Source organism: Hydrogenophaga sp. (assembly GCF_030651625.1).
GTDB lineage: Bacteria > Pseudomonadota > Gammaproteobacteria > Burkholderiales > Burkholderiaceae_C > Hydrogenophaga.
Genome location: NZ_JAUSCF010000038.1, coordinates 14,110 through 41,076, shown reverse-complemented (window position 1 = coordinate 41,076; position 26,967 = coordinate 14,110). Strand labels below are relative to the sequence as shown.

The window sequence follows — 26,967 nt, the reverse complement described above, 5'->3', positions numbered from 1 at the left end:
TTCACTCAGCTGCTTCACCTCGCCAGGAACCCGCATGAACCCCACCGGAGTCAATAGAAGAACGCTGCTTGCCGTGGGTGGTGTCGGGGCGGTGTCGGTGTTGGCCGGCTGCGCCCTGCCATCCCCCGGTCCACGCACGCTGGAAATCTCGGAGGCCCGGCTGGTCGAACGCATCGCCGTTCAGTTTCCGGTGCAACGCCGATTCATGGAGGTCTTCGAGCTCTCTCTGAATACCCCCCGTGTGAGGCTTCTTCCTGAGGAGAACCGCATTGGCACCGAGTTGGACTACGTGCTGGGCGTTGCAGGCAGACCGTCGGCGCGCGCAGCGCGCGGGAAGCTGACACTGAGCTTCGGCTTGCGCATCGACAACCCGGACCAGACGGTGCGGCTCCATGAAGTGCGGGTCGATGACTTCGATGTGCCCGGCCTGCCACCCCCGATTGGTCAGCACGCAAGCCGCATGGGTGGCGTGCTCGTCGAAGATCTGCTCAGGGACTTCGTGGTGTATCGCATCCGACCCGAAGACCTGAAGGCATTCGGCCGCTGGGGATACGAGCCCGGTCCGGTGACTGTGGTGCCGGGTGGACTGCAGTTGCGACTCGACCCGGTTCAGACGCCCTGAGCAACGGGGGCACAAGCTGTGGCTCGCCTGACAGGAGTCCGGTGGGTCTGAGGGTAGGATAGAGCGCTTCGGGAGGTCGCTCACAAGGCCGGTATCCATGATGCCCAAGGCCGGGAACGGCTGCATTTGCAGCTTCTCCTCTCATTCCCCTTTCGGCTTGCGTCTGTGCTGATGCCTTGAAGCTGGGGCCAGCCTGCCGTCGGTTCAATCTTTTCGGGCACACACCCGCTACGGATGCTTCATGGATTTTGCGTTGTTGATCAAGGCCGCCATCATGGGGGTGGTGGAGGGCCTGACCGAGTTCCTGCCCATCTCTTCCACCGGGCACCTGATCCTGACCGCTGCTTTGCTGGACTGGCACGGCGAAAAGGTCAAGTTGTTTGAGGTGGTGATCCAGACGGGTGCCATCATGGCCATTGTCACGCTCTATGCTGAGCGCCTGTGGGGCACCCTGGTTGGTTTGCCACGTGAAGCCAAGGCTCAGCGCTTCACTCTGAACGTGCTGATCGGCTTCTTTCCGGCGGCACTGGCGGGTGTGTTGTTCATCGACGTGATCAAGGGTGTGCTGTTCCAGCCGGTGGTGGTGGCGCTGGGCTTCATCGTGGGTGGCCTGGTGATTCTGGTGGCCGAACACCTGCAAAAGCGCGGCAGCAAGGTGCATGTGCACGATGTGGACAGTGTGCGCTGGACCGATGCACTCAAGGTGGGGCTGGTGCAGTGCACGGCGCTGGTGCCGGGTGTGAGCCGGTCGGGTGCCACGATCATCGGCGCGATGCTGCTGGGGTTCAATCGCAAGGCCGCCACCGAGTTCAGTTTCTTCCTCGCCATCCCGATGCTTTTTGGCGCTGCTGCCTACGACCTCTACAAGAACCACCATTTGCTCAGCGTCGCCGACATTCCTCTGTTCTCCGTGGGGCTGGTGGTGTCTTGGCTATCGGCCTGGGTGTGCGTGCGCTGGTTGCTGCGTTTTGTTGGCAACCACACTTTTGTGCCGTTCGCCTGGTACCGCATTGGTTTTGGTTTGCTGATTCTTCTGACGGCCTACATGGGCTGGATCGACTGGGTGTCCTGACCCGTGTTCAGGGGAACCGAACTCGGCCGGCTGCTCTGGCCACTGTCTTCTCTCTTGAGTGGCGTGGGTTTGCTCATTGTGGGCGTGGGCCTGCTGTTCTCTGTGGTGGGTCTGCGTGCCGGCCTGGCCAACTTCTCCGGCCTCACGCTGGGTCTGGTGATGTCGGCTTACTTTGCCGGTTTCGTGCTGGGTACGTACGTGGGGCCGATGATCATTCGCCGGGTGGGGCACATCCGCGCGTTTGCGGCCATGGCGTCGGTCGCGTCGACCATGCCGATCCTGCACGCGCTGTGGATCGACCCCTGGTTCTGGGGTCTGCTGCGCCTGATCACCGGCGTGTGTCTCGTGGGGCTCTACATCGTGGTGGAAAGCTGGCTGAATGCCCTGGCGCCCAACCAGCACCGGGGCAAGGTGTTTGCAGCCTATATGTCGGTGAACTTCGTGGCCCTGGCGCTGGGGCAATGGCTCATCCTGGTGGGCGACCGGCTGGGCTTTGTGCCGTTCGCCATGGTGTCGGTGCTGTTTTCGTTTGCGCTGTTGCCGATCACGCTCACACCCGTGAGCCAGCCCACGCCGGTGGAAGCGCCGTCTTTCAGTCTGCGCACGCTCTACCTGGCTTCACCGCTGGGTGTGGCGGTGGCTTTTGCATCCGGCCTGCTCAATGGCACTTTCTACAGCATGGGCGCGCTGTATGCCGTGGGCGTGGGTCTGACGGACGCGGGTGTTGCGGCTTTCATGGCCGCCACCATTCTGGGCGGGGCCATTTTTCAGTGGCCAGTGGGACACTATTCCGACAGCCATGACCGGCGCAGCGTGTTGTTGTGGGTCTGTCTGGGTGCGGCCACACTGGCGGGCGTGGCCTTTGTGTTGCCCGCCCTGAACGTGGGCTGGCTGGTGTGCGTGGGGCTGTTGTATGGTGGCCTGGTTTTCACGGTGTACGGGCTGGGTGTGGCGCACGTCAATGACGTGATCGACTCGTCCCGTCTGCTCGAATTCACCAGCGGTCTGCTGCTGGTGCACGGCGTGGGTGCGGCAGTGGGCCCGGTACTGGCCGGCGGTGTGATGGACCAGTTTGGCCCCAGCAGCCTGATGGTGTTTTTTTCAGTGGTGCTGGTGTTGCTGGCGCTGTACACGCTCAAGCGCATCGGCGCAGCACCTCCTGTGCCGGATGCCGCCAAGGCCGATTACGTGGTGATGGGCAGCGGTTCGCAGGCGGTACTGCAAATGGACCCACGTGATACCAGTGAGGGATCAACGCCTCCGTCGCCGCCAGTATCGCCGACTCAGTCGCCCTGACCCACAGCCGGTGCAATTTGCGGTTCTTCAGAAACTGCCGTGTGATCGTCGGGTAGAGTGAAGCAGAAAGTGGCGCCTTGCCCGGGGACAGATTCCCCATGCAGAACGCCACCATGGCGCTGCACGATGCGCATGGCGGTGGCCAGGCCGATGCCGAGTCCGGTGAATTCGTGTGGCATGTGCAGGCGCTGAAAGGGCTTGAACAGCTTGTCGATGCGCGCCATGTCGAAACCTGCACCGTTGTCGCTTATGCAGAAGTGGGTCTGACCATTGCGTGGCGAGGCGTACATCCGGAGGTGTGCGTTGGCTGTTTTCGCCGTGTATTTCCAGGCGTTGCTGAGGAGGTTCTGCAGCAGGGCTTCAATCAGGGGCGCATCCGCCATGGCCGTCAACCCGGGCTCGATCTCCCATGTCACATGTCGCTGCGGTTCCTGAACGGCCAGTTCTTCGAGTTGCCGTGCGGCAATCGCGCTGAGATTGACATGCGTTCGATGCGTCTCGCCTCGCGCGAACTGCGAGAGCTTGAGCAGGCCGTCGATGAGTTCCCCCATCTTTTTGCTCGCACCCATGATGCGCTCGAGGTGCTGGACACTGTCGGGGTCCAGCGAGGGGTTGTCTTCCTTGATCGCCATGGCAAAACCATTGATGATGCGCAGCGGTGACCGCAGGTCGTGCGCCACGGCGTAGGAATAGCTTTCGAGCTCGTCGTAGGCGCCTTTGAGCGCATGGGTGCGTGCCTGGATGCGCTGCTCCAGTGAAGCATTGAGTCGCAGAACCTCCAGTTCGGCCTGTTTGCGCGCCGTGATGTCGTAGGTGACGCCCAGTGCACGGATCGCGCGTCCCTGGGCATCGCGTTCAAAGTCGGCTTGTACGGACAGCCAGCGCACTTCCCCTTCAATCACCACACGGTATTCGAGATCGTAGGGTTGCTTTCCCTGAACCGCGAGCGACCACTTCTTCATCATCGTTTCCCGGTCGTCGGGGTGGGTGATTTCGATCATGTCGCCGACGGACAACCCGGCCACCGGCAAACGCATGATGTTGTGGGAGCCCCACAAGAGGTGGAAGTGTTGGGTGGTGAGGTCGGCCTGCCAGGTGGCCATGCGCGCAATGTTCTGGGCCTGGCGAAGCAGTTTCTCACTGGTTTCGAGCGCCTCCTCGAATGCCTTGCGCCTGCTCACGTCCTGCACGACGGCAATCAGGTAGTCTGGCGACCCATCGGTCTTGCGGATCAGGGACAGCGTCAGGTACACCCAGATCACGTGTCCAAGCTTGTGGATGTAGCGCTTTTCAATGCTGTAGTGGTCGATGTCACCGGACAGGGTGCGCGAGAGGTATTGCAGGTCAATGTCGATGTCGTCAGGGTGCGTGAAGTCCTTGAAGGTCATGCCCAGGACTTCCTGATGGGTGTAGCCGACCAAGTCGCAATAGGTCTGGTTCACACGGATCCAGCGACCATCTATGTGGCTGTGCGCCATGCCCGTGGCGCTGTGTTCGAAGGTGTCTTCCAGTTGCTTGTGCCCTTGCTGCACGAGGTCCGCCACATCCTGCAAGCGTCGGTGCTGGCGTTGCACCAGAGCGATGGAGCCCATGACGACCATTTGGGTGATCAGGTGCCAGCTGTTGAGCCACAGAGCCTCCCAAGGATCGGTGAAAACCAGGCTGCCGTACGGCTCGACCAGGAAGAAGTTGGCCAGCAACATGCCCAGTACGGTGCTGACGATGCCGGCAAAAAAACCGCCGTACATCGTGCACAGCACCACCGCCAGCGAGAACGTGATGAAGCGCCCGCCCGATTCGGCCGGTGCCAGACTGATGCGCATCCAGGCCGCCAGCACTGTGAGCGCAACCGCGACCAGAAGGCGCACCCATAAAGCGTGGGTTTGAGGACGCCATGCCAGCAAGCGGCCCCATATGTGGGGGTGCCGGTCGATTGTGGGCACGACGGGGGTCATGGGCGAGGCGGCATCGAATTCATCTGGGCCCAGTTATACCGGAGCGCCGGGCATTTGAGGCCCGGAAAACCCGGGGTTTGCTGCCGCTTCAGTCGCCGAAGCCAACGTGCGTGGATGCCTTTTCAAGCACGTCAGGCAGCGCGCTTCGATGCACCCAGGCTTTGAAGCGCCTGGTCGATTGCCAGTGATGTCTGGTGCGGTTGCTCCATGGGAAACAGGTGGCTGCCCTCGACCATGATGAGCCGATCAGGATGTTGTCTGCCCACCAGCTTTCGGGTCATGGTCATGCCCACCTGTTTCATTTCCAGGGATTCCGTACCGCCAATGAATGCAACAGGGCATTGAAGCGGGTGGCGGCGCAGCAGTCGGTCCAGATTGTGGGGCAAGGTGTTGTAGATCGCGGTTTCCACCTCGCGGTCGAAGTCGAGCACCCGTTGCATGCCCTGTGGTGTGGCGGCGTCACGGGTGCCGTGATCGATGTAGTCGCGCAGCACCTGGGGTTCCCATCGGGCAAACGCCTTCTTGCGGGCAAAGTGTTCAAAAGCGCTTTGCGCATCGGGCCAGTGCGCGCGACGTTTGCGGCTGATCTTGCCTGGCGAGACCGAGCCCACCAGCTGGGCACGCTTGATGACCTCGAGCGTACGGGCCCGCCAGCCACCCAGGACGGGGGAATCGATCAGCAACACGCCCTTGACCAGATGCCCACCGAGCTGGGGATGGCGGGCAGCGCACATCAGGCTCAGGAATCCGCCCAGTGAGTGACCCACCAGCCAGGCTCCGTCGCCATGCTGTTCAATTTCGGGCGCAGCAAAGTCGGCCAGCTGCTGCACCAGGTGCGGCCAGTTGCTGGTGACGGGATAAGCCGGGTCGTGCCCGAATTTGTCGACCGCGCGCACGGTGAAGCCGCGCGCCCTCAGGCTGCGGAACAACACGGTGTAGGTGCTGGCAGGGAAGCTGTTGGCGTGAGAAAAAACGATCAGGGACACAGCGGTGGAATGAGAGAGGTGACCTTGTCCAGAGACATCGCCGGGATGGCTTTGCCAGACGGCTGGTGTCTCCCCGTGGTAGGGGGTGGCGCCGCAGGCGGCGCGGGGGTCATATCAGTTTCTCGCGTGAATTGGTGATCTTCTTCAGAGGCTGGCTGCGCGGGCCGCTGCACAGCAGCGGCACCTCGGTGTGGCTACCGTCCCAGGTCGGGTGTTCGATGCTGTCGAACACCTCGCGCAATTTCTGTCCCCAGGTGTCGTGCAGCATGCGGAAGTAGGGGTTCTGGTCATCGATGCAGGTGATCTTGTCGGACTGAAGGCGGTTCGCTTCGTAGACCGCCAGGTCCAGTGGCAGCCCCACCGAGAGGTTGGACTTGAGTGTGGAGTCCATCGATACCAGCACGCATTTGGCGGCTTCGTCCAGTGGCGTTTCAGCGTGGATCACGCGGTCGAGCACCGGCTTGCCGTACTTGGATTCGCCGATCTGGAAGAACGGTGTTTCGGGCGTGGCTTCGATGAAATTGCCGGCCGAATAGACCTGGAACAGGCGCATGCCTTCACCATGGATCTGGCCACCAAAAATCATGGACACATTGAATTCCACGCCGGCGTGCTTGAGCGATTCGCCATCGCGCTCAAACACGCGACGCACCGCCGATCCCAGCACCCGTGCGGCGTCGAACATGCTGCGCGCGTTCCAGATCGTGATCGGCTCACCATTGTCCGGGTCGTGCAGTTGTTCCACCTGCAGGATTTCGCGTACCGATTGCGAGATGCTCAGGTTGCCTGCAGAGAGCAGGCACATGAAGCGCTCGCCCGGCTTTTCGTAGACGATCATTTTCCGGAAGGTGCTGATCTGGTCCAGACCTGCGTTGGTGCGCGAGTCGGACAGAAAGACCAGCCCGGCGTTGAGTTTGACGGCGACGCAATAGGTCATGGCTGAGTGGCGATTTTTTTCAGTTGGTAGAGCTGTTCAAGTGCTTCGCGGGGCGAGAGAGCGTCAGGTTCGATGGCCTGCATGGCCGAGACCAGCGGGTGTTGCTCCGGCACCTCTTCCACCGGTGGAGCAGCAAAAAGGTCCACCTGCAGGCGGCTCTTCTCACTTTGACCTTCCAGGGCTGCCAGGGCTTGGCGGGCGTGCTGTACCACCGCGGCCGGCACGCCGGCCAGGCGCGCCACCTGGATGCCGTAACTGCGGCTGGCGGGGCCGGGTTCAATCTGGTGCAGGAACACGATGTTGCCCTTTCCACCGCCTTCCACTGCGCTCACGTGCACGTTCACGGCTGCGTGGTGGGTAGCGGGAAACTCGGTCAGTTCAAAATAGTGGGTGGCAAAAAGGGTGAATGCTTTGGCCTTGTCATGCAGGTGGGCTGCAATGCCGCTGGCGAGCGCAAGGCCGTCAAAGGTGGAAGTGCCACGGCCGATCTCGTCCATCAGCACCAGGCTTTGTGGCGTGGCAGCATGCAGGATCTGTGCCGCTTCCGTCATTTCCACCATGAAGGTGGACTGGGCGTTGGCCAGATCATCGGCCGCACCGATGCGGGTGTGAATGGCGTCAATGGGGCCGAGCCGGCACGCTTGCGCCGGCACATGGCTGCCCATGCTGGCCAGCAGCACGATCACCGCCACCTGGCGCATGTAGGTGCTCTTGCCGCCCATGTTGGGGCCGGTGATGACCTGCATGCGCTGTTTCGGGCCCAGCACCGTGTCGTTGGCGATGAAGCTCCCGCCGCTGGTTTCGTTGAGCCGCGCCTCCACCACCGGGTGGCGACCACCTCGGATCTCGATGCAGGGTTCCGCCACAAAACGGGGTGCGATCCAGTTCAGGGTCAGTGAGCGCTCCGTGAGTGCACACAGTGCGTCCAGCTCGGACAGCGCACGCGCCAGGCGCGTGAGTGGGTCGACCCAGACCTGGAGCTGGTCCAGCAGTTGTTCGTACAGCCACTTTTCCCGGGCCAGGGCGCGCTCTTGCGCGCTCAGGGCTTTGTCTTCGAAGGCCTTGAGTTCGGGCGTGATGAAGCGCTCTGCGTTCTTGAGCGTCTGGCGCCGGCGGTAGTCGTCGGGCACCTTGTCGATCTGGCCTTGCGTGACCTCGATGTAGAAACCGTGCACCTTGTTGAACTGCACGCGCAGGTTGGTGATGCCGGTGCGTGCGCGCTCCCGGGTTTCGAGGTCAATCAGGAAGCCATCGCAGTTGTTTTGTATGCCGCGCAACTCGTCCAGCTCGGTGTCAAAACCGTCGGCGATCACGCCACCGTCGCGCACCAGGGCGGCCGGTTCGTCGAGCAGCGCGGCCTTCAACAGTTCGGTGCAGTCGGGGGGCGGCGTGAGTTCGCTGTGAATCCGCTGCAGCAGGGGTGGCGCACTTGGCAGGCCAGCTTGCAGTGCAGAGGCCACCTGCACCGCGCGCGCCAGCGTCTGGGTGAGCCCGGTGAGTTCGCGTGGACGCACCTGGCGCAGCGCGGTTCGTGCCGTGATGCGCTCCACGTCGCTGGCGGCTTTGAGTGTCTGGCGCAGGCTTTGCCACAGCCCGTCGCGCAGCGCTTCAATGGCGGCCAGGCGCTCGGTGGCCTGGGCGCGCTCGCGCCGGGGCTCCAGCATCCAGCTGCGCAACGTGCGACTCCCCATGCCGGTGCAGCACACGTCCAGAAGAGAAAACAGGGTGGGGCTGGTCTCACCGCGCAGGTTGTGGGTCAGTTCCAGGTTGCGCCGCGTATTGGCTGGCAGGTCGATCAGCTCGTCGCTGCGAGCCACGCGCAGCGTGCGCACATGGGTGAGCGCCCGGCCCTGTGTGTGTTCGGCATAGTTCAGCAGGGCGGCGGCTGCGGCGTGGGCGTCTGACAGGGCCTGGGCATCCCAGGCGGCGAGGCTGGCGGTCTGCAGTTGTTCCAGCAGTTTGCGCTCACCGAGCGCCGCATCAAAAGCCCAGGCCGGGCGCACCACAGGGACCATGCGCTGGCCCCCGGGCTGTTGCGCTGCAGCGAGGTTCTGCAGTTTCTGTTCGGTGGCGGTGCTCACCTCGGCGCTGTAGAGCAATTCACCCGCGCCAATGCGGGCCAGCCAGTCGGCCAGTTCGTCACTGGCGCATTGCGCGAGGAAGACGATGCCCTGCGTGACCGACAGCCAGGCCAGGCCATAGCCGGTGCGGGCGCCGGGGTGCACCGCCATCAGCAGCGCCTCGCTCTTGTCTGAGAGCAGGCCTGCATCGGTCAGCGTGCCGGGCGTGACCACCCGCATCACCTTGCGATCAACCGGGCCTTTCGCGGTGGTAACGTCGCCCACCTGTTCACAGATGGCGACCGATTCACCGAGTTTGATCAGGCGCGCGAGGTAGGTGTCAACCGAATGAAAGGGCACGCCGGCCATCACCACCGGCTCACCGGCCGACTGCCCGCGCTGGGTCAGGGTGATGTCGAGCAGGCGCGCCGCCTTTTCGGCATCGCCGAAGAACAGCTCATAAAAGTCGCCCATGCGGTAGAACACCAGCGTGTGCGGGTACTCGGCCTTGATGGCCAGGTACTGCTGCATCATGGGGGTGTGTTTGTCCAGCGGGGCGTTCAAGGCAGGGCTCATCGGGCGGTGGCAGGTCAGCCAGCGACTGTAGCAGTTTGGGCCTTCGCAACGTTTCCCTCCCGGCCCGGCAGAATTTGGTCAGAATGTCTCCCAGCCGATACCGTCAACCTCATACTGCGGACCCAGCCAGCATGGCCAATGCGGAACACGAGAAGCCCCTGCCCGCGAACCCCGCCGAAGGAAACGGTAGCGTGTCCCTGGGTCACCACTTCGAACAGAACCTGCCCTTCGAGGCTTTTTTCCAGGCGTCGCCGCTGGCGGCGTCGGTTTCGCGCCAGCGCGATGGCTGTCTGCTGGCGGTGAACGATGCCTGGCTGGCATTCACCGGCCTGACCCGGGAGACTGCCATCGGGCGCACCACCATTGAGCTGGGGCACTGGGCCGACGCTGCGGAGCGGCACCGGTACCTGGAAGAGGGGCGTTTCAGCCACGGGGTGCAGACGCTCACACTGTGTGATGGCGAGCGGCACCACGTTCGGCTGCACACCACCTTGCTGGACGTGCAGCCAGAGCCGCTGATGCTTGTGTATTTCATTGAGGCCACCCTTGAGCTCAAAGCGGAAGCGGCAAGGTCTCAGGCTGACCAGGCGCTCAGCGCCGCCAACGTGGCTCTGCAGCAACGGGTGGAACTGCACGACGCCATCGAGAAGCTGGCGCTCGTGGGGCATTGGACCAACTCCGACAACGAGCGGGATGTTGTCTGGTCGCAGGGGCTGTTTGACATCACAGGCATTGAACCCCAAGAGGTGCTCTCGCGAATCGTTGGCCGCAGCGGCATTCATCCGGACGACATGCCCGCCTGGCTTGAGGCGCGTGAGGCACTTGATGGCCGCGTGGTGGATTTCCGCTGGACCCGGCCGGACGGGCAACAACGCTGGTTTCGCACCCGCATTGGCCAGACGACTGTGGCGGGCAATCCACGAACCGACTTCGGGGTGATACAGGATGTCACGACCGAGCGCGAGGCTACGCTTCAGTTGGCCCAGCAGCTTCAGTTGCTGCAGAACATCGCGGCCCGGGTGCCCGGCATCGTGTACCAGGCACGCCTGCGCCCGGACGGCACCAGTGCCATCACCTACGTGAATGAGGCGGCGAGGGAGTTGCTGGAGCTGGACCCGGCAGACTTGCAGAAGGACGTGCGCCTGCTGTTCGGGAGGGTGCATGCCGACGATCGCGACGAACTCGTTGCTGCACTGGGCAAGTCGGCCCGCGACCTGACGATCTGGCGGCAAACCTACCGTGTGGTTCTGCCCCAGCGCGGTGTGCGCTGGAACCAGGTGGAGGCGGCGCCACAGCGCGAGGAAGACGGGACCATCGTGTGGCACGGCTTCACCACCGACGTCACCGAGGCGAGGCTGGCGGCGCAAAAAGTGGATCGGCAGAACAGGATGCTGGAGACCGTGCGCATGGCGCAGTCCCGTTTCATCGAAGCCGACGACAAGCGAAAAGCCTTCGAGGGTTTGCTCGACGCGTTCCTTTCCGTCACAGGCAGCGAATACGGCTTCGTGGGCGAGGTGCTCTACGATGAGCAAGGCGCCCCGTATCTCAAGACCCATGCGGTCACCAACATTGCCTGGGACGACATGTCGCATCGCCTGTTTGTCCAGCAGGCCCAGGGCGGCATGGAGTTCCACAACCTCAAGACATTGTTCGGTCACGGCATGGTCACCCGCGCGCCCGTGATCGCAAATCATCCCGCATCTGACGCCCGTGCCGGTGGCCTGCCCAAGGGTCACCCGAGCATGTATGCGTTCCTGGGTATTCCGCTCATGGTGGGCGACCGTCTGGTGGCCATGGTGGGTCTTGCCAACCAGCCCGGCGGCTACAGCGAAGCCGATATCGAGTTCCTGCAGCCCTTGCTGGGCGCTGTGCAGCAACTGGTTCTGGCCCAACGCGACCACGAGGAGCGGTTGCAGACGCTCAAGCAACTGGAAGACACCACCTGCTTGCTGGCAGAAAAAAGCAGCGCCCTTCAGGTCACACTGGACAGCGTGAGCCAGGGCTTTGCAATGGTCGATGGGCAGGGGGATTTTCGCTTCTACAACCGGCGCATGCTGGAATTGCTGGATCTGCCTGAATGGTTGTTCGCAGACAACCCTTCGTTCGAGCGCGTCGGCCAGTTCCAAGTCGATCGTGGCGACTTTGGTGAAGACATGTTGCAGGTGGACCCGGCCATGCGGCCCTTCTTGGTCAAGGAGCACATTTTTAGTGCGCCAGAGACCTACCTGCGCCGTACCCGCGATGGCAAGACGCTTGAGATCCGAACCCGCAAGCTTCCCGACGGCGGCATGGTGCGAACTTACACCGATGTCACGTCGTATGTGCAGGCTCAGGAGGCGCTGGCCCACGAGCGGCAGCGGCTTGCCTGGGTGCTGGATGCGACCCGGCCTGGGGTCTGGGAAACCAACCTGGTGACGTGGGAGACCACCATCAATGAACACTGGGCCACCATGCTGGGGTACTCGGTGGAAGAACTCCTGCCCACCACCTTTGAGACCTGGCGGCGGCTCGTGCATCCGCTGGACCTACCGTTTGCCGAGCATGTGCTGGAGCGGCACCTGTCGGGCGAGGCGGAGTTCTACGAATGTGATTTGCGCATGCGCCACAAGGCAGGGCACTGGATCTGGATCAACGATCGGGGGCGGGTGCACCAGCGTGATGCCGATGGACGCCCGTTGTTCATGTCGGGCACCCATGTGGACATCAGCGCGCGGGTGGCTGCGCAGGAACAGGTGCGGGCACTCAATGCCAGCCTTGAACTGCGGGTGTCCGAACGGACCGCGGAACTTGAGCGTTCCATGCGCGACATGGAGGCCATCTCCTACTCCATTGCGCACGACTTGCGCGCGCCGTTGCGCTCGGTCAATGGTTTTGCCTCACTGATTGCCGAGGAGGAGGGTGACCGGTTGAGCCCGCTGGCACGCGACATGTTCGGTCGTATCACGCGATCGTCCCGCAACATGGGGCAGATGATCACCGACATGCTCGAACTGCTGCGCGTGGTACGCGTGGACCTGGCGGCCGTGCCGGTCAATCTGCACGTGCTGGCCCAGTCGGTGGCAGAGGTGCTCGCACCCCAATACGAACACGCTCGCATCGAACTCGACACGGTTCCCGAGGCCATGGGTGATGCCACGCTGCTTCGTCAGGTGCTGTTCAACCTGATGGACAACGGACTGAAGTACTCACGGCATCAGGCAACACCGGAGCTGAAGCTGGGGTACAGCGCCGCACAGCGCGCTTACTATGTGCGCGACAACGGCATGGGATTCGACATGGCGCATGCCGACAAGCTGTTCGGTTTGTTCCAGCGCCTGCATGCAGGCAGTGATGTGCCGGGTACCGGCGTAGGGCTGGCGATCGTGGCACGCATCCTGGAGCGGCATGGAGGGCGCATCTGGGCCGATTCCGCGCCTGGTCAGGGTACGACTTTCTGGTTCCGGTTGCCGCATCCTTGAAAGGCGGTGAGACGCCGAAGGCGGCGCAGGAGATGCTTCGGTTGCCTTCAGTAGTCCAGCCACTCGATCGGGCTCACCAGCGGGCTGCCTTTGACGCGTTCGATGGTCTGGGTCATCACTTCGATGTTGTTGTCGAACGAACCGTGGGTCGCCTGAGAGGTCTTGCCTTCGCGATTGACCGGGACGTGGGGCATTGGTACAGGGTGCAGGTTGGATCGAGGAAAGCGACCGTGCCAGTCCTGCAGGTGACGCAGGTGGCTCCTGTCCCACTGGTCTTCTGTGAAGTGCTGCGGATCATGTGCCCGCTCCATGCCCAGCAGAGGCACTTTGCGCACGTCGTCCAGGGCACGGCTGACGAGGTACAGCAGCGACTTGCCGTACAGCGTGACGGCTCCCAGCTTCAGCAGATCGTCATCCTTTTCCTGCTTGTCGGTCAGGTAGTGGAGGTGGAGTTGCCTGGAATCAAAGATGCTGGTGTTCTTGTCCAGGTATTTTTCGGTGGCGAATGCCACCGTGCAGGCGGGCGCGAACAACGTGCAACCCGCCACCTTCACCTGGCTGACTGCGAGACGGTCCAGCAGGTGACCGAGCACGATGGAGCCAGCAGAGTGCCCAACCAGGTGCAACTGGAGCGGACGGTTGCCCAAATGCACCTGAAGCTGCGAGAGCGCGTCGGCCAGCAGGGCGCTGCCGCGGCCGCGCCGGGCCGCCAGTCGGGCGTTTTCGCGCATTTCTGACCACAGCCCTTTGACCGCCTTGCTGGCCACCACTTCCACAGAGCGGTCGCGTGCTTCAGCCAGCAGATTGAACAATCCCCGGGCGCGCGCATCGTCGTCCAGTCCGAACAGCTTGCGTACCTTGTCTTCCAGCATGTGCCCCAGCGTCTCCATTGGACCGGTGCGCCAGGTCAGGAAGAAGGGGTAGATGCCATTTGCTTCGAAATAGGGGGCCAGCAGGCGAATGCGCTCGATCGATTCACCCTGGCTGTTCAGCCCGCCGTGTGCATAGATCATGATGCGTGCATTTCCTTGCGATTGAAAGAAATTCAGTGCCCGGTTCACCTGCGCCTGAACGAACGCCGCTTCGCTTCCGTCGATGCCCGCGGCCAGATCGGTGACGATGATGTGCCCGTTGTTCCCGGTCACGAGCGTGTGTTCATAGGCTTTGGCCGTGGGCCACGGCTGATACGCCCTGTGCAGAAACGGCTTGTCGATGGGCCAGGGATCGTCAACCGGGTTGTCTTCGTTCACGGTGCTGCGCACGGCAAAGCCGATCGAACGCCCGCTGCGCGTGGGCCATCGCAACGCCGCAATCCGTTCGGGCGACATGGCCTGGCTTTGGGGCACACCCAGTGCCACGGCCCAGGCGTCCGTGCCATGAACCACCCAGTCTGCGTACGGCAGCACTGCAAAACCCCCCGCACCCCAGCCCGTGCCCCAGGAGTTCTGCACCACAAAGCCGCGGTCGTTGTACCCCACCAGCGCAAAAGCGTGCCCGCCCCAAGGCGAGTTTCGACTGGCGGCCGGAATGGTCGGCAACGCTGCTTCATCGTGTGATTCAGGCGGGCGGGCCAGTCGGGCCACCCTGTCCCAGCCGTCGTGGACCCTGGCCGACACGTAGATGGCGCCGATTTCATTGATCGCAGCCTGCAATTCCACCACCGACCTCTTGTTCACCCGGTAGTAAACCCCCAGCGGGTGCTTCAGTGCGTCGAGCTCCCATTCAAGGTGGGCCCGCGCACCGTGGTGGTCCGTGCGCCAGTAGCGCATCTGGCAGACACCGTGCTTGTGAAAACCTTTGAGGGCCCCGCGACACGAAGATCCTTCGTAATCCTCACCTTCCCATTCGTCATAGCGTCTCGCCAGTTCGTACAGCATGTGCGGGCTGACCTTGATCACGGCGGCCCCGCCACGCTGGTCGAAGCGACGGATCCAGAGCAGGTAGTTGACCACCGTCGCGAGCCCAAAACCGGTGCAGGCGCCTTCCTCTCCCTGGTCCAGCACCAGGCCCGATTGCACGTAGGCGGGGACCGCCTCGGCAAGAAAGTCCTGGGCTGGGAAGTGGGTGTCCAGCGAGCGCAGCGGAGGCACGTAGTTCAGGTCGCGGAAATCAAGCCGATCGGGCCGGGCGTCGAAAAGTCGCGAAGCCAAGTCGATCGGTGCATGGGACCTGGGTTTGGTCCTGGATCTTGCTTTTTTCGGGGCCACCTTTTTCGGAACTGAGGCCGCCGCTGGTGCTGCCTCCTCGCCCATCGCAGAGGTGATGCGCTTGACCCGATTGGTACCGGTCTTGACCGCTGCGGGCGCCAGCGAAGGATTGGGTTGGGTTGCCATTGTTCACCCATTCGGGAATCGCTGCAGCCCACGACGGACGGCAGCTTTCCGGATGCCTTTCCGGAAGCCGTTTTACGCCTGTCGATGCGCAACTCCAACCCCCACTGTGAGGATCATGGCGAGGAAAATGAGGAACTGGTGGCTAGGCTGCAAGTGCTGCGGCCAATTCTGTCTGACGGATCTCGGGTGCAGCAGCAGGTGCTGTTCGATCCGCCGGTCTCTGCAAATACAAAAAGCCCCGGCAGGGGCTTTTGCGATGCGCTCTGTTGCTTCCATCAATCAGCAGAACGATTCTGGCGGAGAGAGAGGGATTCGAACCCTCGGTACAGGAGAACCTGTACGCCGGATTTCGAATCCGGTGCATTCGACCACTCTGCCATCTCTCCGTGTCGAGCCCGCGATTCTAGCAGCACGCAATCGTCATGTTACGTGCACGGTGCACCAGAAGGCGGGTGCGACAATGCTGGACCGCCAGAACAACGACCCTCCATGCTCGTCGATACACAGCCCGCCACGCACCAGCATTTGCCCGCTTCTCAGGAAGTGCGGGACCAGTGGGTCGATGCCCAGCTCATTGGCGTTTTGATGGACAACGCCATGCCATCGCTGATCTCGGCCATCCTGGCGTTACCGGTGATGGCCTACCTGATGGCAGGTGAGGTCAACAGCTGGGCGCTGGCGCTCTGGGTGTTGGTGATGTTTGGGCTGCTGGCTTACCGTTACCGGATGGTGGGCATTTACCGGTTGCGGTACGACAACATGGAAGGTCCCTCGCGGGTCGAGTTCATGCGGCGATATGGCTGGACCTGGCCGGCTGTCGGGCTGAGCTGGGGGGCTTCTGTCGGGTTGACCTTCATGCAGGCCAACCTGCTGACACAGTTCGTTTGTGGAATGGTCGTTTTGGGCCATGGCCTTATCTCGCTCACGGCTTTCAGCGCCTACCTGGAGGTTTTCAAGGGTTACACCAGCGCGCTGCTCGGGGCGGTTCTGCTGGGTATCTTGCTGCCAGTGCCTATGGGGCTGGTCAGCATGACCGAGCTCAAGCTGCTGCTCTCGCTGGTGGCACTGTTGCTGATTTTCTGGTGGCTGCTGCGATCGGCGGGCGACCGCCTTCACCAGATTCACCGGTCCAGCTTCGAGTTGCAGTTCTCCAACCAGGAGCTGATCGACTCACTCACCCAGCAAACCCGTGCGTCGCTAAGGGCTGTGGCCACCAAGAACCGGTTTCTGGCGTCTGCCGCACACGACTTGCGCCAGCCCGTGCATGCACTCAGCCTGTACGCTGACTGGCTGGCCACCGAGCCGGAAATGGCTCGCGACATCGCCCCCCGCATCCTGCAGTCGACCCGGGCCATCAATGAGCTGTTCGATTCCTTGTTTGACCTGACCCGCATCGATGCCGGCAACTACAAGGTCAAACTGCAGCATGTGGATGTCAGGGCCTTGCTGGCCGATGTTGCGCTCCAGTTCGAACCTGTTGCTGCGGGTAAATCCCTGAGTCTGCGGACCCATGCCCGGTCCACCACCATCTGGGCCGATCCTGTGGTGCTGCGCCGCATTCTGGGCAACCTGGTGTCCAATGCCTTGCGTCACACACACCACGGTGGCGTGCTGCTCGGGCTGCGGCACCGCACCGACATGCTGGTGTTCGAGGTGTGGGACACCGGTGTGGGCATTGCCCGGGAACACCAGCAGGCGATCTTTCAGGAGTTCTTTCGGGTATCCCAGCACCAGGGCACGGAAGACAGCCTGGGCCTGGGGTTGACGATCGTTTCCAAGCTGACGACGTTGATGGGTTACCAGCTGGCCTTGTCGTCCACAGCCAATCGGGGCAGCGTGTTTCGGGTGATGCTGCCAGCTTTCACCCAGACCGAGACGCCCAAGGTGCTGACAGCCTGAAAAAGAAACAGGGCACCTGAAAAGGTGCCCTTCGGGTTCTGAGCGGAGCGCGCTGGGGCTGCTGGTCAGAGGTCCAGCAGGCCCGCGGTGCGTGCCAGGTGACTGGCCTGCGAACGGCTCTTCACATTGAGGCGGCGGAAAAGACGCCACAAGTGCACCTTGACAGTGTGTTCGCTGATCTGGAGTTGTTCGGCGATGTCCCGGTTGGACAGACCTCGATCGAGCATGACCAGCAGTTGTTTTTGGCGCTTGGAGAGCTTTTCGGGAATCGTCGGCGCGTTTTCGTCTTCAACCTCATCGGCCAGAAACTCTCGCAGCACCTTTGCAATCTGGGCTGCACCAGCCGATTTTTCGACGTAGGCGTCTGCGCCGGCTTCTCGGGCCAGGTCTTCGTAGTCGGACGCTGGAGACGCGGAAAGCACGATCAGTGAAGTGTCTGGCAGCATTTGCCTCACTTCACGAACCCCGGACACACCATTGGTGTCGGGCAGCTTGAGATCAAGACACACCAGTTCTGGCTCGCCGTGTTCGGCAATCGCACGGTTGACAGAAGCCAGGCGCTCCAACTCCACCACCTGGGTGGATGCACGCAAGCGTCGCAACAGCATGACCACTGCCTCACGCATCAGCGGGTGATCATCAATGACAAAAATACTCATGGCAGGGGATGCTGTTGATAAATGATTTCAAGGCGAGAGCATATCGGCAAAGGAGGTATTTGGCGATAGTGCGGGGGTCACTGATGCAGACCTTGTTTTTACTTTTTCGGGTTTGACGGGGTTGCCCCCGGGGTCTTGCAACAAACAACTGACTCCATTTTCACGTAAAACAAGGCCCGGTCTGCTCAAGCAGCCTAAGGATTGAAATGGGCCAGTGCCCGTTGTACATCGGCCATCGAACAGTGCAACTTGAGCATAGGCAGATTTGACTCCAGTGCGAGCGCGCCCGTTTGCTGCAATTGTGTAATGAGTTGTGCGGCATCCTTGGGTGAAGCAAACCCGAGACTTTCGAGCAGCAACTGGCCGCTGGCATCCACCAATTTGAAGCAGAACAGACCGTCGTCAGCGCGATATTGCTTGAAACTGGGCGCGGCCACCTTGCTGCTCTTTGGCTTGCCAGCAGCCTCGGGAGCCGCCTGCAAAGCGCGCAAGCCCACCGCATGTCGCAGGCGGCTGATGAAGGGTTTGGCGACAACGCGGGCCTTCTCCGCCCCTTGCAGCAGCGTTTTTTCGATGCTGGCTGGATTCTGAATCAATGCATCGTACACCTCGCGCAAGGGTGCAATTTCACATTCCAGGCGTTCCGCTACCAACTGTTTCGCTTCGCCCCAGGCGATTCCGTCTGCGTAGGCGCGGGCCAGACTGGCCGTTTCATCTGCGGTGGCAAAGGCCTGATACAGCTGGAACACCGCCGAACCTTCGGTGGATTTGGGTTCACCGGGTGCTCGCGAGTCGGTGACGATGCCCATGATGAGCTTGCGCAACTGGTCCTTGGGCGCGAAAAGAGGAATGGTGTTGTCGTAGCTTTTGCTCATCTTGCGGCCGTCCAGCCCGGGCAGAGTAGCCACATGATCTTCGATGGCCGCCTCCGGCAGCGTGAAATGCTCACCATACAGGTGGTTGAAGCTGGACGCCATGTCTCGCGCCATTTCAATATGCTGGATCTGGTCGCGACCCACAGGCACCTGGTGGGCATTGAACATCAGAATGTCGGCCGCCATCAGCACCGGGTACATGAACAATCCGGCGGTCACACCTGCGTCGGGGTCATCGCCTGCAGCGGTGTTCTTGTCCACAGACGCCTTGTAGGCATGTGCCCGATTGAGAATCCCCTTGCCGGTCACGCAGGTGAGCAGCCAGGTCAGCTCTGGGATTTCCGGTATGTCGGACTGGCGATAGAAAGTCACCTTCTCGGGATCGAGTCCACACGCCAGCCAGGTCGCGGCAATTTCAAGTGTGGATCGCTGTACCCGGGCCGGCTCGCCCACCTTGATGAGGGCATGGTAGTCGGCCAGGAAGTAAAAGCTTTCAACTTCGGCGAGTCGGCTCGCACGGACGGTGGGGCGGATGGCACCCACGTAATTCCCCAGATGGGGCGTGCCCGAAGTGGTGATACCGGTAAGAACGCGCAGGGTTTTCATGGAAATGGGGTGTTCCGAATCAAGGGCCGGGAAGCCTGGCCTCACAGGATCAGCAGCCGAAGGGGGGTCAGCAAGACTTCAATGGCGCTGTGGGTCAGGATCATCAGGGGCCGCAACCAAAGGTTGCCGACCACGCCGGTGATGACCAATGCCAGCACGATGAAAAAGCCCCATGGTTCAACGCGAGAGAGCAGTTCGGCCTGTTTCCAGGGAAGCAGACCGACCAGAATGCGCCCACCGTCCAACGGTGGCAGCGGAAACATATTGAAGGCAAACATCACGAGATTGACCAGCACGCCTGCCTGACACATTTTCAGAAAGAACACCTCTTCCACACCTGTTGCCACCAGCACGTAAAGCAGCACCGTCCAGCCAATGGCCTGTACAAGGTTGGCACCCGGGCCCGCCAGCGCCACCCAGATCATGTCGCGTTTGGGCCGGCGCAGGTTGCCAAAATTGACCGGCACGGGTTTGGCATAGCCGAACAGGAAGGCGCCCGAGGTGGCGAAGTACAGCATCAGCGGCATGGCAATGGTGCCCACCGGGTCGATGTGCTTGACAGGATTGAGGGTGATGCGACCCAGCATGTGTGCCGTGTTGTCGCCAAAATGCCGGGCCGCATAGCCATGCGCCGCCTCGTGCACGGTGATGGCAAACAGCACCGGGATGGCGTAGATGGCGATGGTCTGGATGATCAGTGCAAGGTCCATGGCAAACGTAGGCAAACGGATATTGTCCCAGACGGAACGACAGGTTCGGGAGGGGGGTGCGTTTTGCCTGGAGGCGTGCTTGCGAGCGCTACAGACCCAAGGGGCCCAGGGCACCTTGCCCCTGGCGGACCACCTCCGGTTCGCCGCCACTGCCCATGGGGGTGAGGTCGATCACCGTGGTGGGCTCGAGCGCGCAGGCCCCCGCGTCGATCACACCCGCGAGGTCGTGTTCGAAACGTTCGCGGATCTCGTGCGCATCGTTCATCGGGTCCGTTTCGCCGGGGGGTATCAAGGTGGTGGCCAGCAACGGGCCGTTGTGCAGGGCCAGAAGCTCAAGCAAGGTGTGGTGGCGAGGCACCCGAAGGCCGATCGTCTTGCGCGAGGGGTGGCTGAGACGCCTGGGCACTTCCTTGCTGGCTTCGAGGATGAAGGTGTACGGTCCCGGCGTGGCCAGTTTGAGCAGGCGGTATTGGCGATTGTCGACGCGCGCATAGCTGGCCAGTTCGCTCAGGTCGCGGCAGAGCAGGGTGAGGTGGTGCTTGTCGTCGACCTGCCGGATCCGGCGCAATCGATCGGCGGCGGCTTTGTCGTCGAGGTGGCAGACCAGCGCGTAGCTGGAATCGGTGGGCACGGCCAGCACGCCTCCGCGCTCCAGGAGCTGGGCGGCCTGTTTGAGCAGGCGGGGCTGCGGGTTGTCGGGGTGGACTTCGAAATACTGGGACATGTGCCTATTGTGCTTGGGCCTTTGGCGGAAGCAATCCCGGGAACTCCCGCCGTATTTTTCAGGCTTCTGGTGGTTCGACCGGAAGGCGCTTCTCGCGCGCGGTCAACCAGCTTGCCGTGGCCCCGCACAACACGATGAGTGCGATGCCGCCAAGCTCCAGACGGCCCGGGATGTGGTCAAACACCACCCAGCCACACAGCATGGCAAAAGCAATTTGCGAGTACAGAAAAGGTGTGAGCGTGGAAGCCTGGGATCGTGCAAATGCCAGTATCAGCAGAAAGTGTCCCACCGTGCCCGCCAGACCGATCAGGCACAGCAGAGCAAAAGTGCCCAGGTCGGGCATGCCCTGCCAGATGAAGGGCAGCGCGGCAGTGGCGACAAGCGCGCCCACCCAGCCCGTGTAGAGGTGCATCGTCATGGGGTTTTCAGTGCGTGCCATCTTGCTGGTGAGGATCTGAAAACAGGCATAAGTGAACACCATCACCATCGGGATCAGGCTGGTCCAGCCGATCATCGCATCGCCCGGCTGCACCACCAGCAAAGCGCCCGTGAAACCGCCGCCCACCAGCGCCCACCGCAGCACCGAAACACGCTCTTTCAGGAGCAGTGCCGCCAGCAAGGTGACGACCAGTGGTGTGGTCATGATGATGGCGGTGAATTCGCCCACCGGCATGTACTGCACGCTGACGAATGAGAGCACGCTGACCATGAGCAGCAGCAGGCCGCGTACCACCTGGTAGCGAGGGTGTTCGGTCCTGAGCAACTGGCGCCCTTGCCTTGGCAGCATGAACGCCGCCACCGCGATCGCCTGAAACACATAGCGGAACCAGACCGCCACCAGGATCGACATGGACGCACCCACCACTTTGACCGTGGTGTCCAGCACGGCGAAGCAGGCGGTGGCCAGCACGAGGAAAAGCACGCCAAGTGCCGAAGCCGGCAACCTGTTTGGAACGATTCCCCGCATCAGTGAATGCGCGAATTCAGCAGTTCCCAGACCGGGGTCACGCTGCCCGGCAGATAAGGCAACTTGCCCAGATCGGTGTGGCTTTCCTCAGGGCTGTGGAAGTCGCTCCCGCGCGAGGCCGCCAGACCGAACTCCTTGCAATACTCGGCGTATTTCACATAATCGGCCTGACCGTGAGCCCCGGTCATGACTTCGACGCCTTGCCCACCCAGGGTCTTGAATTCAGTGAAGAGCGCGTACTCTTCGTTGGCCGTCAGCTTGTAGCGGCCCGGGTGCGCAATGACCGCGACCCCCCCTGACTCGGTGATCCAGCCCACGGCGTCGCGCAAGCTGGCCCAACGGTGCGGCACGAAGCCGGGTTTGCCTTCGGTGATGTACTTGCGAAAGACCTCATTGGTCTCCTTGCACACGCCCGCTTCAACCAGGTAGCGTGCAAAATGGGTGCGCGAGATGAGCTCAGGGTTGTCCACGTATTTCAAGGCGCCTTCGTAGACACCCGGAATGCCGGCCCTGGCCAGAAGGTCGTCGCTCATGGCCCTTGCACGCATTTCCCGGCCGCCGCGCGTGGTGCGCAGGCCGTTGACCAAGGCAGGGTGGGTGTGGTCCATGCCCAGTCCCACGATGTGCACGGTGGTTCCGGCGAAGGTGACCGAAATCTCGGTGCCAGTCAGGTAGCGAAGACCGGCGAGGCGTGCGGCTTCCATCGCCCGTGCCTGTCCGCCGATTTCATCGTGATCGGTCAATGCCCAGAGCTCCACGCCGTTGGCTTTGGCGCGCAGGGCCAGCGCCTCGGGTGACAGCGTGCCATCGGAAACGATGGAATGGCAATGGAGATCGGCGTTGATGAATTGGGTCACGAGTTCATTTTAGGTTTTGCCGGGTGATCGCGCTCGCGCAGGGCAAAGATGCACCGCGAATGAAGCCGCGGCGACACGGAACAACGCAGAACGGACTCGGCCACACCGAAGGTGCGCTCCCCTGGGATGGGGCGGCCCGCAGGACCGGCGCGGGGGGTTACCCCGTATTTCGCAACCCGGCGGCGATGCCATTGATCGAGATGTGAATACCCCGGCGCACGCGACCATCCTGTTCGGCATCGGTTTCCCCTGCACGGTAGCGGCGCACCAGTTCCACTTGCAGGTGGTGCAGCGGGTCGATGTAGGGAAAGCGGTGCCGGATGGAGCGTTGCAGGGCCGCATTGCTCACCAGGCGCTGTTTGGCACCGGTGATCATGTTCAACGCGTCAACCGTGCGGTGCCACTCCGCTTGCACGGTGGCAAACACCTTGGTGCGCAGCCGACGGTCTTTGACCAGTTCCGCATACCGGGAAGCCAGTGCGAGGTCGCTTTTGGCCAGCACCATGTCCATGTTGGACAACAAGGTGCGAAAAAAGGGCCATTGGATGGCCATCTTTTGTAGCAGGGCCTTCTGCCTGGCAACACCTGTTGGGCCGTTCTGTTGAACGAATGCCTGTACCGCAGAGCCAAAGCCGTACCAGCCTGGCAGTGTGAGCCGACATTGACCCCAGCTGAAACCCCATGGGATGGCCCGCAGATCTTCAATGCGTTGAGACGCCTTGCGTGATGCGGGTCGGGAGCCGATGTTGAGTTCGGCAATTTCGCGAATCGGCGTCGCATCAAAAAAGAACTCGGCGAAACGCGGTGTCTCGTAAACCAGCGCGCGGTAGGCCGCCATGCTGTGCAGCGAAAGCGCGTCGGCCGCTGCCATGAAGGCGGCGGGTGCATCGCGCGTGGTCTGCAGCAAGGTGGCTTCCAGCGTGGCGGCCACCAATGTTTCGAGGTTGCGCCGGCCGATCTCGGGGTTGGCGTACTTCGACCCGATCACCTCCCCCTGCTCGGTCAGGCGAATCTGGCCGCGCACGGTACCGGGAGGCTGTGCCAGGATGGCTTGGTAGCTGGGGCCGCCGCCACGCCCCACCGTGCCGCCGCGCCCGTGGAACATGCGCAGCTGGATATGGCCCCCACGCTCCACCGCTGCGCGGGTCGCTGCCCCCCGAGGGGGCTGATCCGGCTTGGGGCTGCCCGGCGCCGGCTCGGTATGCCCCCACGCTCCGCCGCTTGCGCGGGGCGCTGCCCCCCGAGGGGGCTGATCCGGCTTGGGGCTGCCCGGCGCCGGCTCGGTATGCCCCCACGCTCCGCCGCTTGCGCGGGTCGCTGCACCGGAGGGGGCTGCGTCGCCTTGGGGCGGTCCGGCGGCGATGTCGGCATTGAGTTCATCGAACAGCTTCACCAGCGCGGTTTCAGCGCGGTAGAGCTCCCAGTTGCTGGTGAAGATGCCACCGTCCTTGTTGCTGTCGGAGTAGCCCAGCATGATGTCCTGTTCGCTGTAGCCGTCTGCCTGGCCGCGCTGCACCATGGCGCTCACGCCAGGCAGTGCGTAGTAGTCCCGCATGATGGGCGCGGCATTGCGCAGGTCTTCAATGGTTTCGAACAGGGGCACCACGATCAGATCACAGACCGCGTTTTCCTCCAGCAAACCATGCAGCAGACCCGTTTCCTTTTGCAGCAACAGCACTTCCAGCAGGTCGCTCACGGTTTCGGTGTGGCTGATGATGGCGTGCCGGATGGCCTGCGCACCCAGGCGCTGGCGCCCGAGGCGGGCGGTCTCGAAGATGGCCAGCTCGCTCCGGCTGTGGTCCGAATAGGTGACACCGGGCACGCGCAAAGGCCGGGCATCGTTGAGCTGGCGCAAGAGCACCGCCTGTTTGCCGGTTTCGTCAAGCTGGCTGTAGGCCGGCTCGATGCGCGCCACCGCCAGCAATTCGTTGATCACTTCCTCGTGCTTGTCCGAGCTTTGGCGCAAATCCACCGTGGCCAGATGAAAGCCGAACACTTCCACCGCACGGATCAGCGGGTGCAGGCGAGCACTGGCCAGCGCTGCACCATGGTTTGCCACCAGGGACGCCTCGATCGTGCGCAGGTCGGCCAGGAATTCATCAGAGCTGGTGTAGGGATCTTGTGGCGCCACCGCATGGCGAGCGGCTTCGCCACCTGTGAACTGGGTGAGCGTGGCGGCCAGGCGGGCGTAGATGCCTGTGAGGGCCCGGCGGTAGGGCTCGTCCTGCCGGTGGGCGTTTCGGTCGGGTGAACGCTCGGCCAGCTCTTGCATGGCCGGGCTGACACTGGTCAGCATGGCTGAAACAGAGAGCTCTGCGCCCAGCAGGTGGACCTGTGTGAGGTGATGTCGCAGCACCATGTCGCTCTGGCTCTTGAGGGCCAGTTCCAGGGTTTCGGCGGTCACATTGGGGTTGCCGTCCCGGTCGCCTCCGATCCATTGACCCATCCGCAGAAAGGGTGCCAACGGCGGGCCTGCCGCGCCCTTGTCTTTCAGACCCTGTTCGAGGTCCTGATAGAGCTTGGGTATCTGGGTCAGAAACGTGGCTTCGTAGTAGCTCAGCGCGTTCTCGATTTCATCGGCCACAGTCAGCTTGGTGAATCGCAGAAGCCGCGTCTGCCAGAGTTGTGTGACGCGCGCCCGTATCTGGGCTTCGTTGTCGACAAGCTCACGGGGCAGGCGCGCTTCACCCGCCTCGCGCTCGCTGAGCAGCCGGGCTATGGCGCGTTCGGCATCCAGAATGCTCTTGCGCTGCACTTCGGTGGGGTGGGCGGTGAGCACGGGTGAAATGTGGCTTTGTGCCAGCGTGCGCAGCACCTCGGCAGGAGCGATGCCCGCCTTGCGCAGGCGTTGCAGCGTCAGCGCCAGACTGCCTTCCTGCAAATCGCCAGCCCGCTCGTGCACGGCACGTCGGCGGATGTGATGCCGGTCTTCTGCCAGGTTGGCCAGGTGGCTGAAATAGGTGAAGGCGCGAATGACACTCACTGTCTGATTCCCGCTCAGCCCTTTCAGCAGCTTCTTGAGGGCCTTGTCTGCCGACTGGTCCGCATGCCGGCGGAATGCGACGGAGAGCTGCCGGATCTGCTCGATCAGTTCGAAGGCCGCCTCGCCTTCCTGCTCGCGGATCACATCACCCAGAATGCGCCCCAGCAGGCGGATGTCTTCGATCAGTGGCTTGTCTTTGTCGGGCCCTGGCCGGGTTTTTTGGGCTGCGGTGGCGGCACTGGCCGGCGACCTTGCAGGGGATACGGCGGCACGTGCAGGGTCTCGGCTCATGGCTGGGGGTGCTGATATTTTGGGCAGCCTGCATGCTAGCATCCTGTGCACCCAGGCCGTTACCAATCGGGTACGAATTTCGGACCTGGCTCTCGATCAGCCTCTTCTTTTCGAGCCGTGCTCCATCCATTCAACCCAGCGCCATGAAGATCACCATCGCCACACGCGAAAGCCGCCTAGCCCTTTGGCAGGCCGAGCACGTCAAAACCCTCCTGGAGGCTCTGGGCCACACGGTCCAGTTGCTGGGCATGACCACCAAGGGCGATCAGATCCTGGATCGCAGCCTCTCCAAGGTGGGCGGCAAGGGCCTTTTCGTCAAGGAGCTGGAGGTGGCGCTGGAAGAGGGGCAGGCAGACATCGCCGTGCACTCGCTCAAGGACGTACCCATGGACCTGCCCGAAGGGTTCGCGCTGGCCTGCGTGATGGAGCGGGAAGACCCCAGAGACGCCTGGGTCTCGTCCGTTTGCAGCAGTTTGTCCGATTTGCCACCCGATGCGGTGGTGGGCACCTCCAGCCTGCGTCGTCTGGTGCTGCTGCGCGAATCGCTGGACCGCCTGGGCCGCCAGGATGTTCGGATCGAACCCTTGCGCGGGAACCTGGATACACGGCTGAGAAAACTGGACGAGGGCCAGTACCACGCCATTGTGCTGGCTGCAGCAGGCCTCAAGCGCCTGGGGCTTGAAGAGCGCATTCGCCACGTTTTTGAACCCGTGGAGTCGCTGCCCGCAGCAGGTCAGGGTGCGCTGGGCATTGAGGTTCGTTCCGATCGTCACGATCTGGTCGCGGCGCTGGCGCCGCTGGTTCACATGCCCAGCTGGCTGCGTGTCGCGGCTGAGCGCACCGTCTCAAGGGCCATGGGGGGCAGTTGCTCCATGCCACTGGCGGCCTTTGCCCAGTGGGGTGGCCAAGAGGCCTCGCCTGGACTTGCAGCACCCTTGTGGCTGGATGCCGCCTGGGGCGACCCCGAGGGCGCTTCACCGGTGGTCCGCGTGCGGTTTCAGGCAACGGTGGAGTCGCTCGAACAGGCGGAGGCCCTGGGCAAGCGGGTTGCTGAAGCCTTGAAAGCGGCCGGTGCGCTGCCGCCGACTTCGGAGGGCTGAG

General features: G+C 62.6%; 18 protein-coding genes and 1 tRNA gene. 6 read left to right on the top strand and 13 right to left on the bottom strand.

Features of this window, described 5'->3' with window-relative positions; genetic code table 11:
* Positions 1–34 precede the first annotated feature (34 nt).
* From Q7V46_RS18010 to Q7V46_RS18000, 3 genes are all read left to right on the top strand, one after another.
* Positions 35–622, top strand: a complete 588-nt coding sequence (locus tag Q7V46_RS18010) for a hypothetical protein (RefSeq protein WP_304914947.1) — start codon at positions 35–37, stop codon at positions 620–622.
* A 241-nt stretch (positions 623–863) separates the two neighbouring features.
* Positions 864–1,694 carry an undecaprenyl-diphosphate phosphatase gene (locus Q7V46_RS18005; protein WP_304914946.1) on the top strand — a complete coding sequence of 277 codons (831 nt, stop codon included), beginning with the start codon at positions 864–866 and terminating at the stop codon, positions 1,692–1,694.
* 3 nt (positions 1,695–1,697) lie between these two features.
* Positions 1,698–2,990, top strand: coding sequence for an MFS transporter (locus Q7V46_RS18000; RefSeq protein WP_304914945.1), 1,293 nt, complete (start codon positions 1,698–1,700; stop codon positions 2,988–2,990).
* Here the strand turns inward: Q7V46_RS18000 and Q7V46_RS17995 are convergent.
* The 4 genes from Q7V46_RS17995 to mutS all read right to left on the bottom strand — a co-directional run bounded on the left by Q7V46_RS17995 (position 2,978) and on the right by mutS (position 9,504).
* A complete protein-coding gene (locus Q7V46_RS17995; protein WP_304914944.1) occupies positions 2,978–4,858 on the bottom strand; it encodes a PAS domain S-box protein in 1,881 nt (626 codons plus the stop codon). The two genes, Q7V46_RS18000 and Q7V46_RS17995, sit on opposite strands and share 13 nt — an antisense overlap.
* A 218-nt stretch (positions 4,859–5,076) precedes the next feature.
* The gene (locus tag Q7V46_RS17990) at positions 5,077–5,931 is read right to left on the bottom strand and encodes an alpha/beta fold hydrolase (protein ID WP_304914943.1); all 855 of its coding nucleotides are present in this window, start codon (positions 5,929–5,931) and stop codon (positions 5,077–5,079) included.
* 109 nt (positions 5,932–6,040) lie between these two features.
* Positions 6,041–6,868: a proteasome-type protease gene (locus Q7V46_RS17985; protein ID WP_304914942.1), complete on the bottom strand. Its 828-nt coding sequence runs from the start codon at positions 6,866–6,868 to the stop codon at positions 6,041–6,043.
* Positions 6,865–9,504: a DNA mismatch repair protein MutS gene (gene mutS, locus Q7V46_RS17980; protein WP_304914941.1), complete on the bottom strand. Its 2,640-nt coding sequence runs from the start codon at positions 9,502–9,504 to the stop codon at positions 6,865–6,867. The genes Q7V46_RS17985 and mutS overlap by 4 nt, the downstream gene beginning before the upstream one ends.
* Positions 9,505–9,635: 131 nt before the next feature.
* Here mutS and Q7V46_RS17975 point away from each other — a divergent pair, with 131 nt between their 5' ends.
* Positions 9,636–12,962, top strand: a complete 3,327-nt coding sequence (locus Q7V46_RS17975; protein WP_304914940.1) for a PAS domain-containing protein — start codon at positions 9,636–9,638, stop codon at positions 12,960–12,962.
* Between the two features lie 47 nt (positions 12,963–13,009).
* Here Q7V46_RS17975 and Q7V46_RS17970 read toward each other — a convergent pair whose 3' ends face one another.
* Positions 13,010–15,295, bottom strand: a complete 2,286-nt coding sequence (locus tag Q7V46_RS17970) for a C1 family peptidase (RefSeq protein ID WP_304914939.1) — start codon at positions 15,293–15,295, stop codon at positions 13,010–13,012.
* Between the two features lie 294 nt (positions 15,296–15,589).
* A tRNA-Ser gene (locus Q7V46_RS17965) sits at positions 15,590–15,681 on the bottom strand.
* Between the two features lie 103 nt (positions 15,682–15,784).
* On the opposite strand from Q7V46_RS17965, the gene Q7V46_RS17960 reads away from it, so the two are divergent.
* Complete coding sequence (locus Q7V46_RS17960) at positions 15,785–17,194, top strand: HAMP domain-containing sensor histidine kinase (protein WP_304914938.1); 1,410 nt, start codon at positions 15,785–15,787, stop codon at positions 17,192–17,194.
* 65 nt (positions 17,195–17,259) lie between these two features.
* Here Q7V46_RS17960 and Q7V46_RS17955 read toward each other — a convergent pair whose 3' ends face one another.
* From Q7V46_RS17955 to Q7V46_RS17925, 7 genes are all read right to left on the bottom strand, one after another.
* On the bottom strand, positions 17,260–17,853 hold the full coding sequence (locus tag Q7V46_RS17955) for a response regulator transcription factor (protein WP_304914937.1): 594 nt from the start codon (positions 17,851–17,853) through the stop codon (positions 17,260–17,262).
* A 194-nt stretch (positions 17,854–18,047) separates the two neighbouring features.
* Positions 18,048–19,334: a tryptophan--tRNA ligase gene (locus Q7V46_RS17950; protein ID WP_304914936.1), complete on the bottom strand. Its 1,287-nt coding sequence runs from the start codon at positions 19,332–19,334 to the stop codon at positions 18,048–18,050.
* 41 nt (positions 19,335–19,375) lie between these two features.
* Positions 19,376–20,044 carry a site-2 protease family protein gene (locus tag Q7V46_RS17945; protein ID WP_304915004.1) on the bottom strand — a complete coding sequence of 223 codons (669 nt, stop codon included), beginning with the start codon at positions 20,042–20,044 and terminating at the stop codon, positions 19,376–19,378.
* Between the two features lie 88 nt (positions 20,045–20,132).
* Positions 20,133–20,768, bottom strand: coding sequence for an L-threonylcarbamoyladenylate synthase (locus Q7V46_RS17940; RefSeq protein WP_304914935.1), 636 nt, complete (start codon positions 20,766–20,768; stop codon positions 20,133–20,135).
* Positions 20,769–20,826: 58 nt separating this feature from the next.
* Positions 20,827–21,735 carry a DMT family transporter gene (locus tag Q7V46_RS17935; RefSeq protein WP_304914934.1) on the bottom strand — a complete coding sequence of 303 codons (909 nt, stop codon included), beginning with the start codon at positions 21,733–21,735 and terminating at the stop codon, positions 20,827–20,829.
* On the bottom strand, positions 21,735–22,592 hold the full coding sequence (locus Q7V46_RS17930; RefSeq protein WP_304914933.1) for a 3',5'-nucleoside bisphosphate phosphatase: 858 nt from the start codon (positions 22,590–22,592) through the stop codon (positions 21,735–21,737). The genes Q7V46_RS17935 and Q7V46_RS17930 overlap by 1 nt, the downstream gene beginning before the upstream one ends.
* Before the next feature lie 157 nt (positions 22,593–22,749).
* Positions 22,750–25,866: a phosphoenolpyruvate carboxylase gene (locus Q7V46_RS17925; RefSeq protein WP_304914932.1), complete on the bottom strand. Its 3,117-nt coding sequence runs from the start codon at positions 25,864–25,866 to the stop codon at positions 22,750–22,752.
* Positions 25,867–26,009: 143 nt separating this feature from the next.
* Here Q7V46_RS17925 and hemC point away from each other — a divergent pair, with 143 nt between their 5' ends.
* Positions 26,010–26,966 (top strand): hydroxymethylbilane synthase, encoded by a 957-nt coding sequence (gene hemC / locus Q7V46_RS17920; protein ID WP_304914931.1) that lies wholly within the window; start codon positions 26,010–26,012, stop codon positions 26,964–26,966.
* Position 26,967 lies beyond the last annotated feature (1 nt).

What these genes read in the sequence shown, in the direction of transcription:
- Q7V46_RS17985 (WP_304914942.1), bottom strand. Translation starts at nt 6,868, where the DNA reads ATGACCTATTGCGTCGCCGTCAAACTCAACGCCGGGCTGGTCTTTCTG.
- Q7V46_RS17940 (WP_304914935.1), bottom strand. Translation starts at nt 20,768, where the DNA reads ATGTCCCAGTATTTCGAAGTCCACCCCGACAACCCGCAGCCCCGCCTG.
- Q7V46_RS17960 (WP_304914938.1), top strand. Translation starts at nt 15,785, where the DNA reads ATGCTCGTCGATACACAGCCCGCCACGCACCAGCATTTGCCCGCTTCT.
- Q7V46_RS17970 (WP_304914939.1), bottom strand. Translation starts at nt 15,295, where the DNA reads ATGGCAACCCAACCCAATCCTTCGCTGGCGCCCGCAGCGGTCAAGACC.
- Q7V46_RS17955 (WP_304914937.1), bottom strand. Translation starts at nt 17,853, where the DNA reads ATGAGTATTTTTGTCATTGATGATCACCCGCTGATGCGTGAGGCAGTG.
- mutS (WP_304914941.1), bottom strand. Translation starts at nt 9,504, where the DNA reads ATGAGCCCTGCCTTGAACGCCCCGCTGGACAAACACACCCCCATGATG.
- Q7V46_RS17925 (WP_304914932.1), bottom strand. Translation starts at nt 25,866, where the DNA reads ATGAGCCGAGACCCTGCACGTGCCGCCGTATCCCCTGCAAGGTCGCCG.
- Q7V46_RS17945 (WP_304915004.1), bottom strand. Translation starts at nt 20,044, where the DNA reads ATGGACCTTGCACTGATCATCCAGACCATCGCCATCTACGCCATCCCG.
- Q7V46_RS17975 (WP_304914940.1), top strand. Translation starts at nt 9,636, where the DNA reads ATGGCCAATGCGGAACACGAGAAGCCCCTGCCCGCGAACCCCGCCGAA.
- Q7V46_RS17950 (WP_304914936.1), bottom strand. Translation starts at nt 19,334, where the DNA reads ATGAAAACCCTGCGCGTTCTTACCGGTATCACCACTTCGGGCACGCCC.
- hemC (WP_304914931.1), top strand. Translation starts at nt 26,010, where the DNA reads ATGAAGATCACCATCGCCACACGCGAAAGCCGCCTAGCCCTTTGGCAG.
- Q7V46_RS18010 (WP_304914947.1), top strand. Translation starts at nt 35, where the DNA reads ATGAACCCCACCGGAGTCAATAGAAGAACGCTGCTTGCCGTGGGTGGT.
- Q7V46_RS18005 (WP_304914946.1), top strand. Translation starts at nt 864, where the DNA reads ATGGATTTTGCGTTGTTGATCAAGGCCGCCATCATGGGGGTGGTGGAG.
- Q7V46_RS17935 (WP_304914934.1), bottom strand. Translation starts at nt 21,735, where the DNA reads ATGCGGGGAATCGTTCCAAACAGGTTGCCGGCTTCGGCACTTGGCGTG.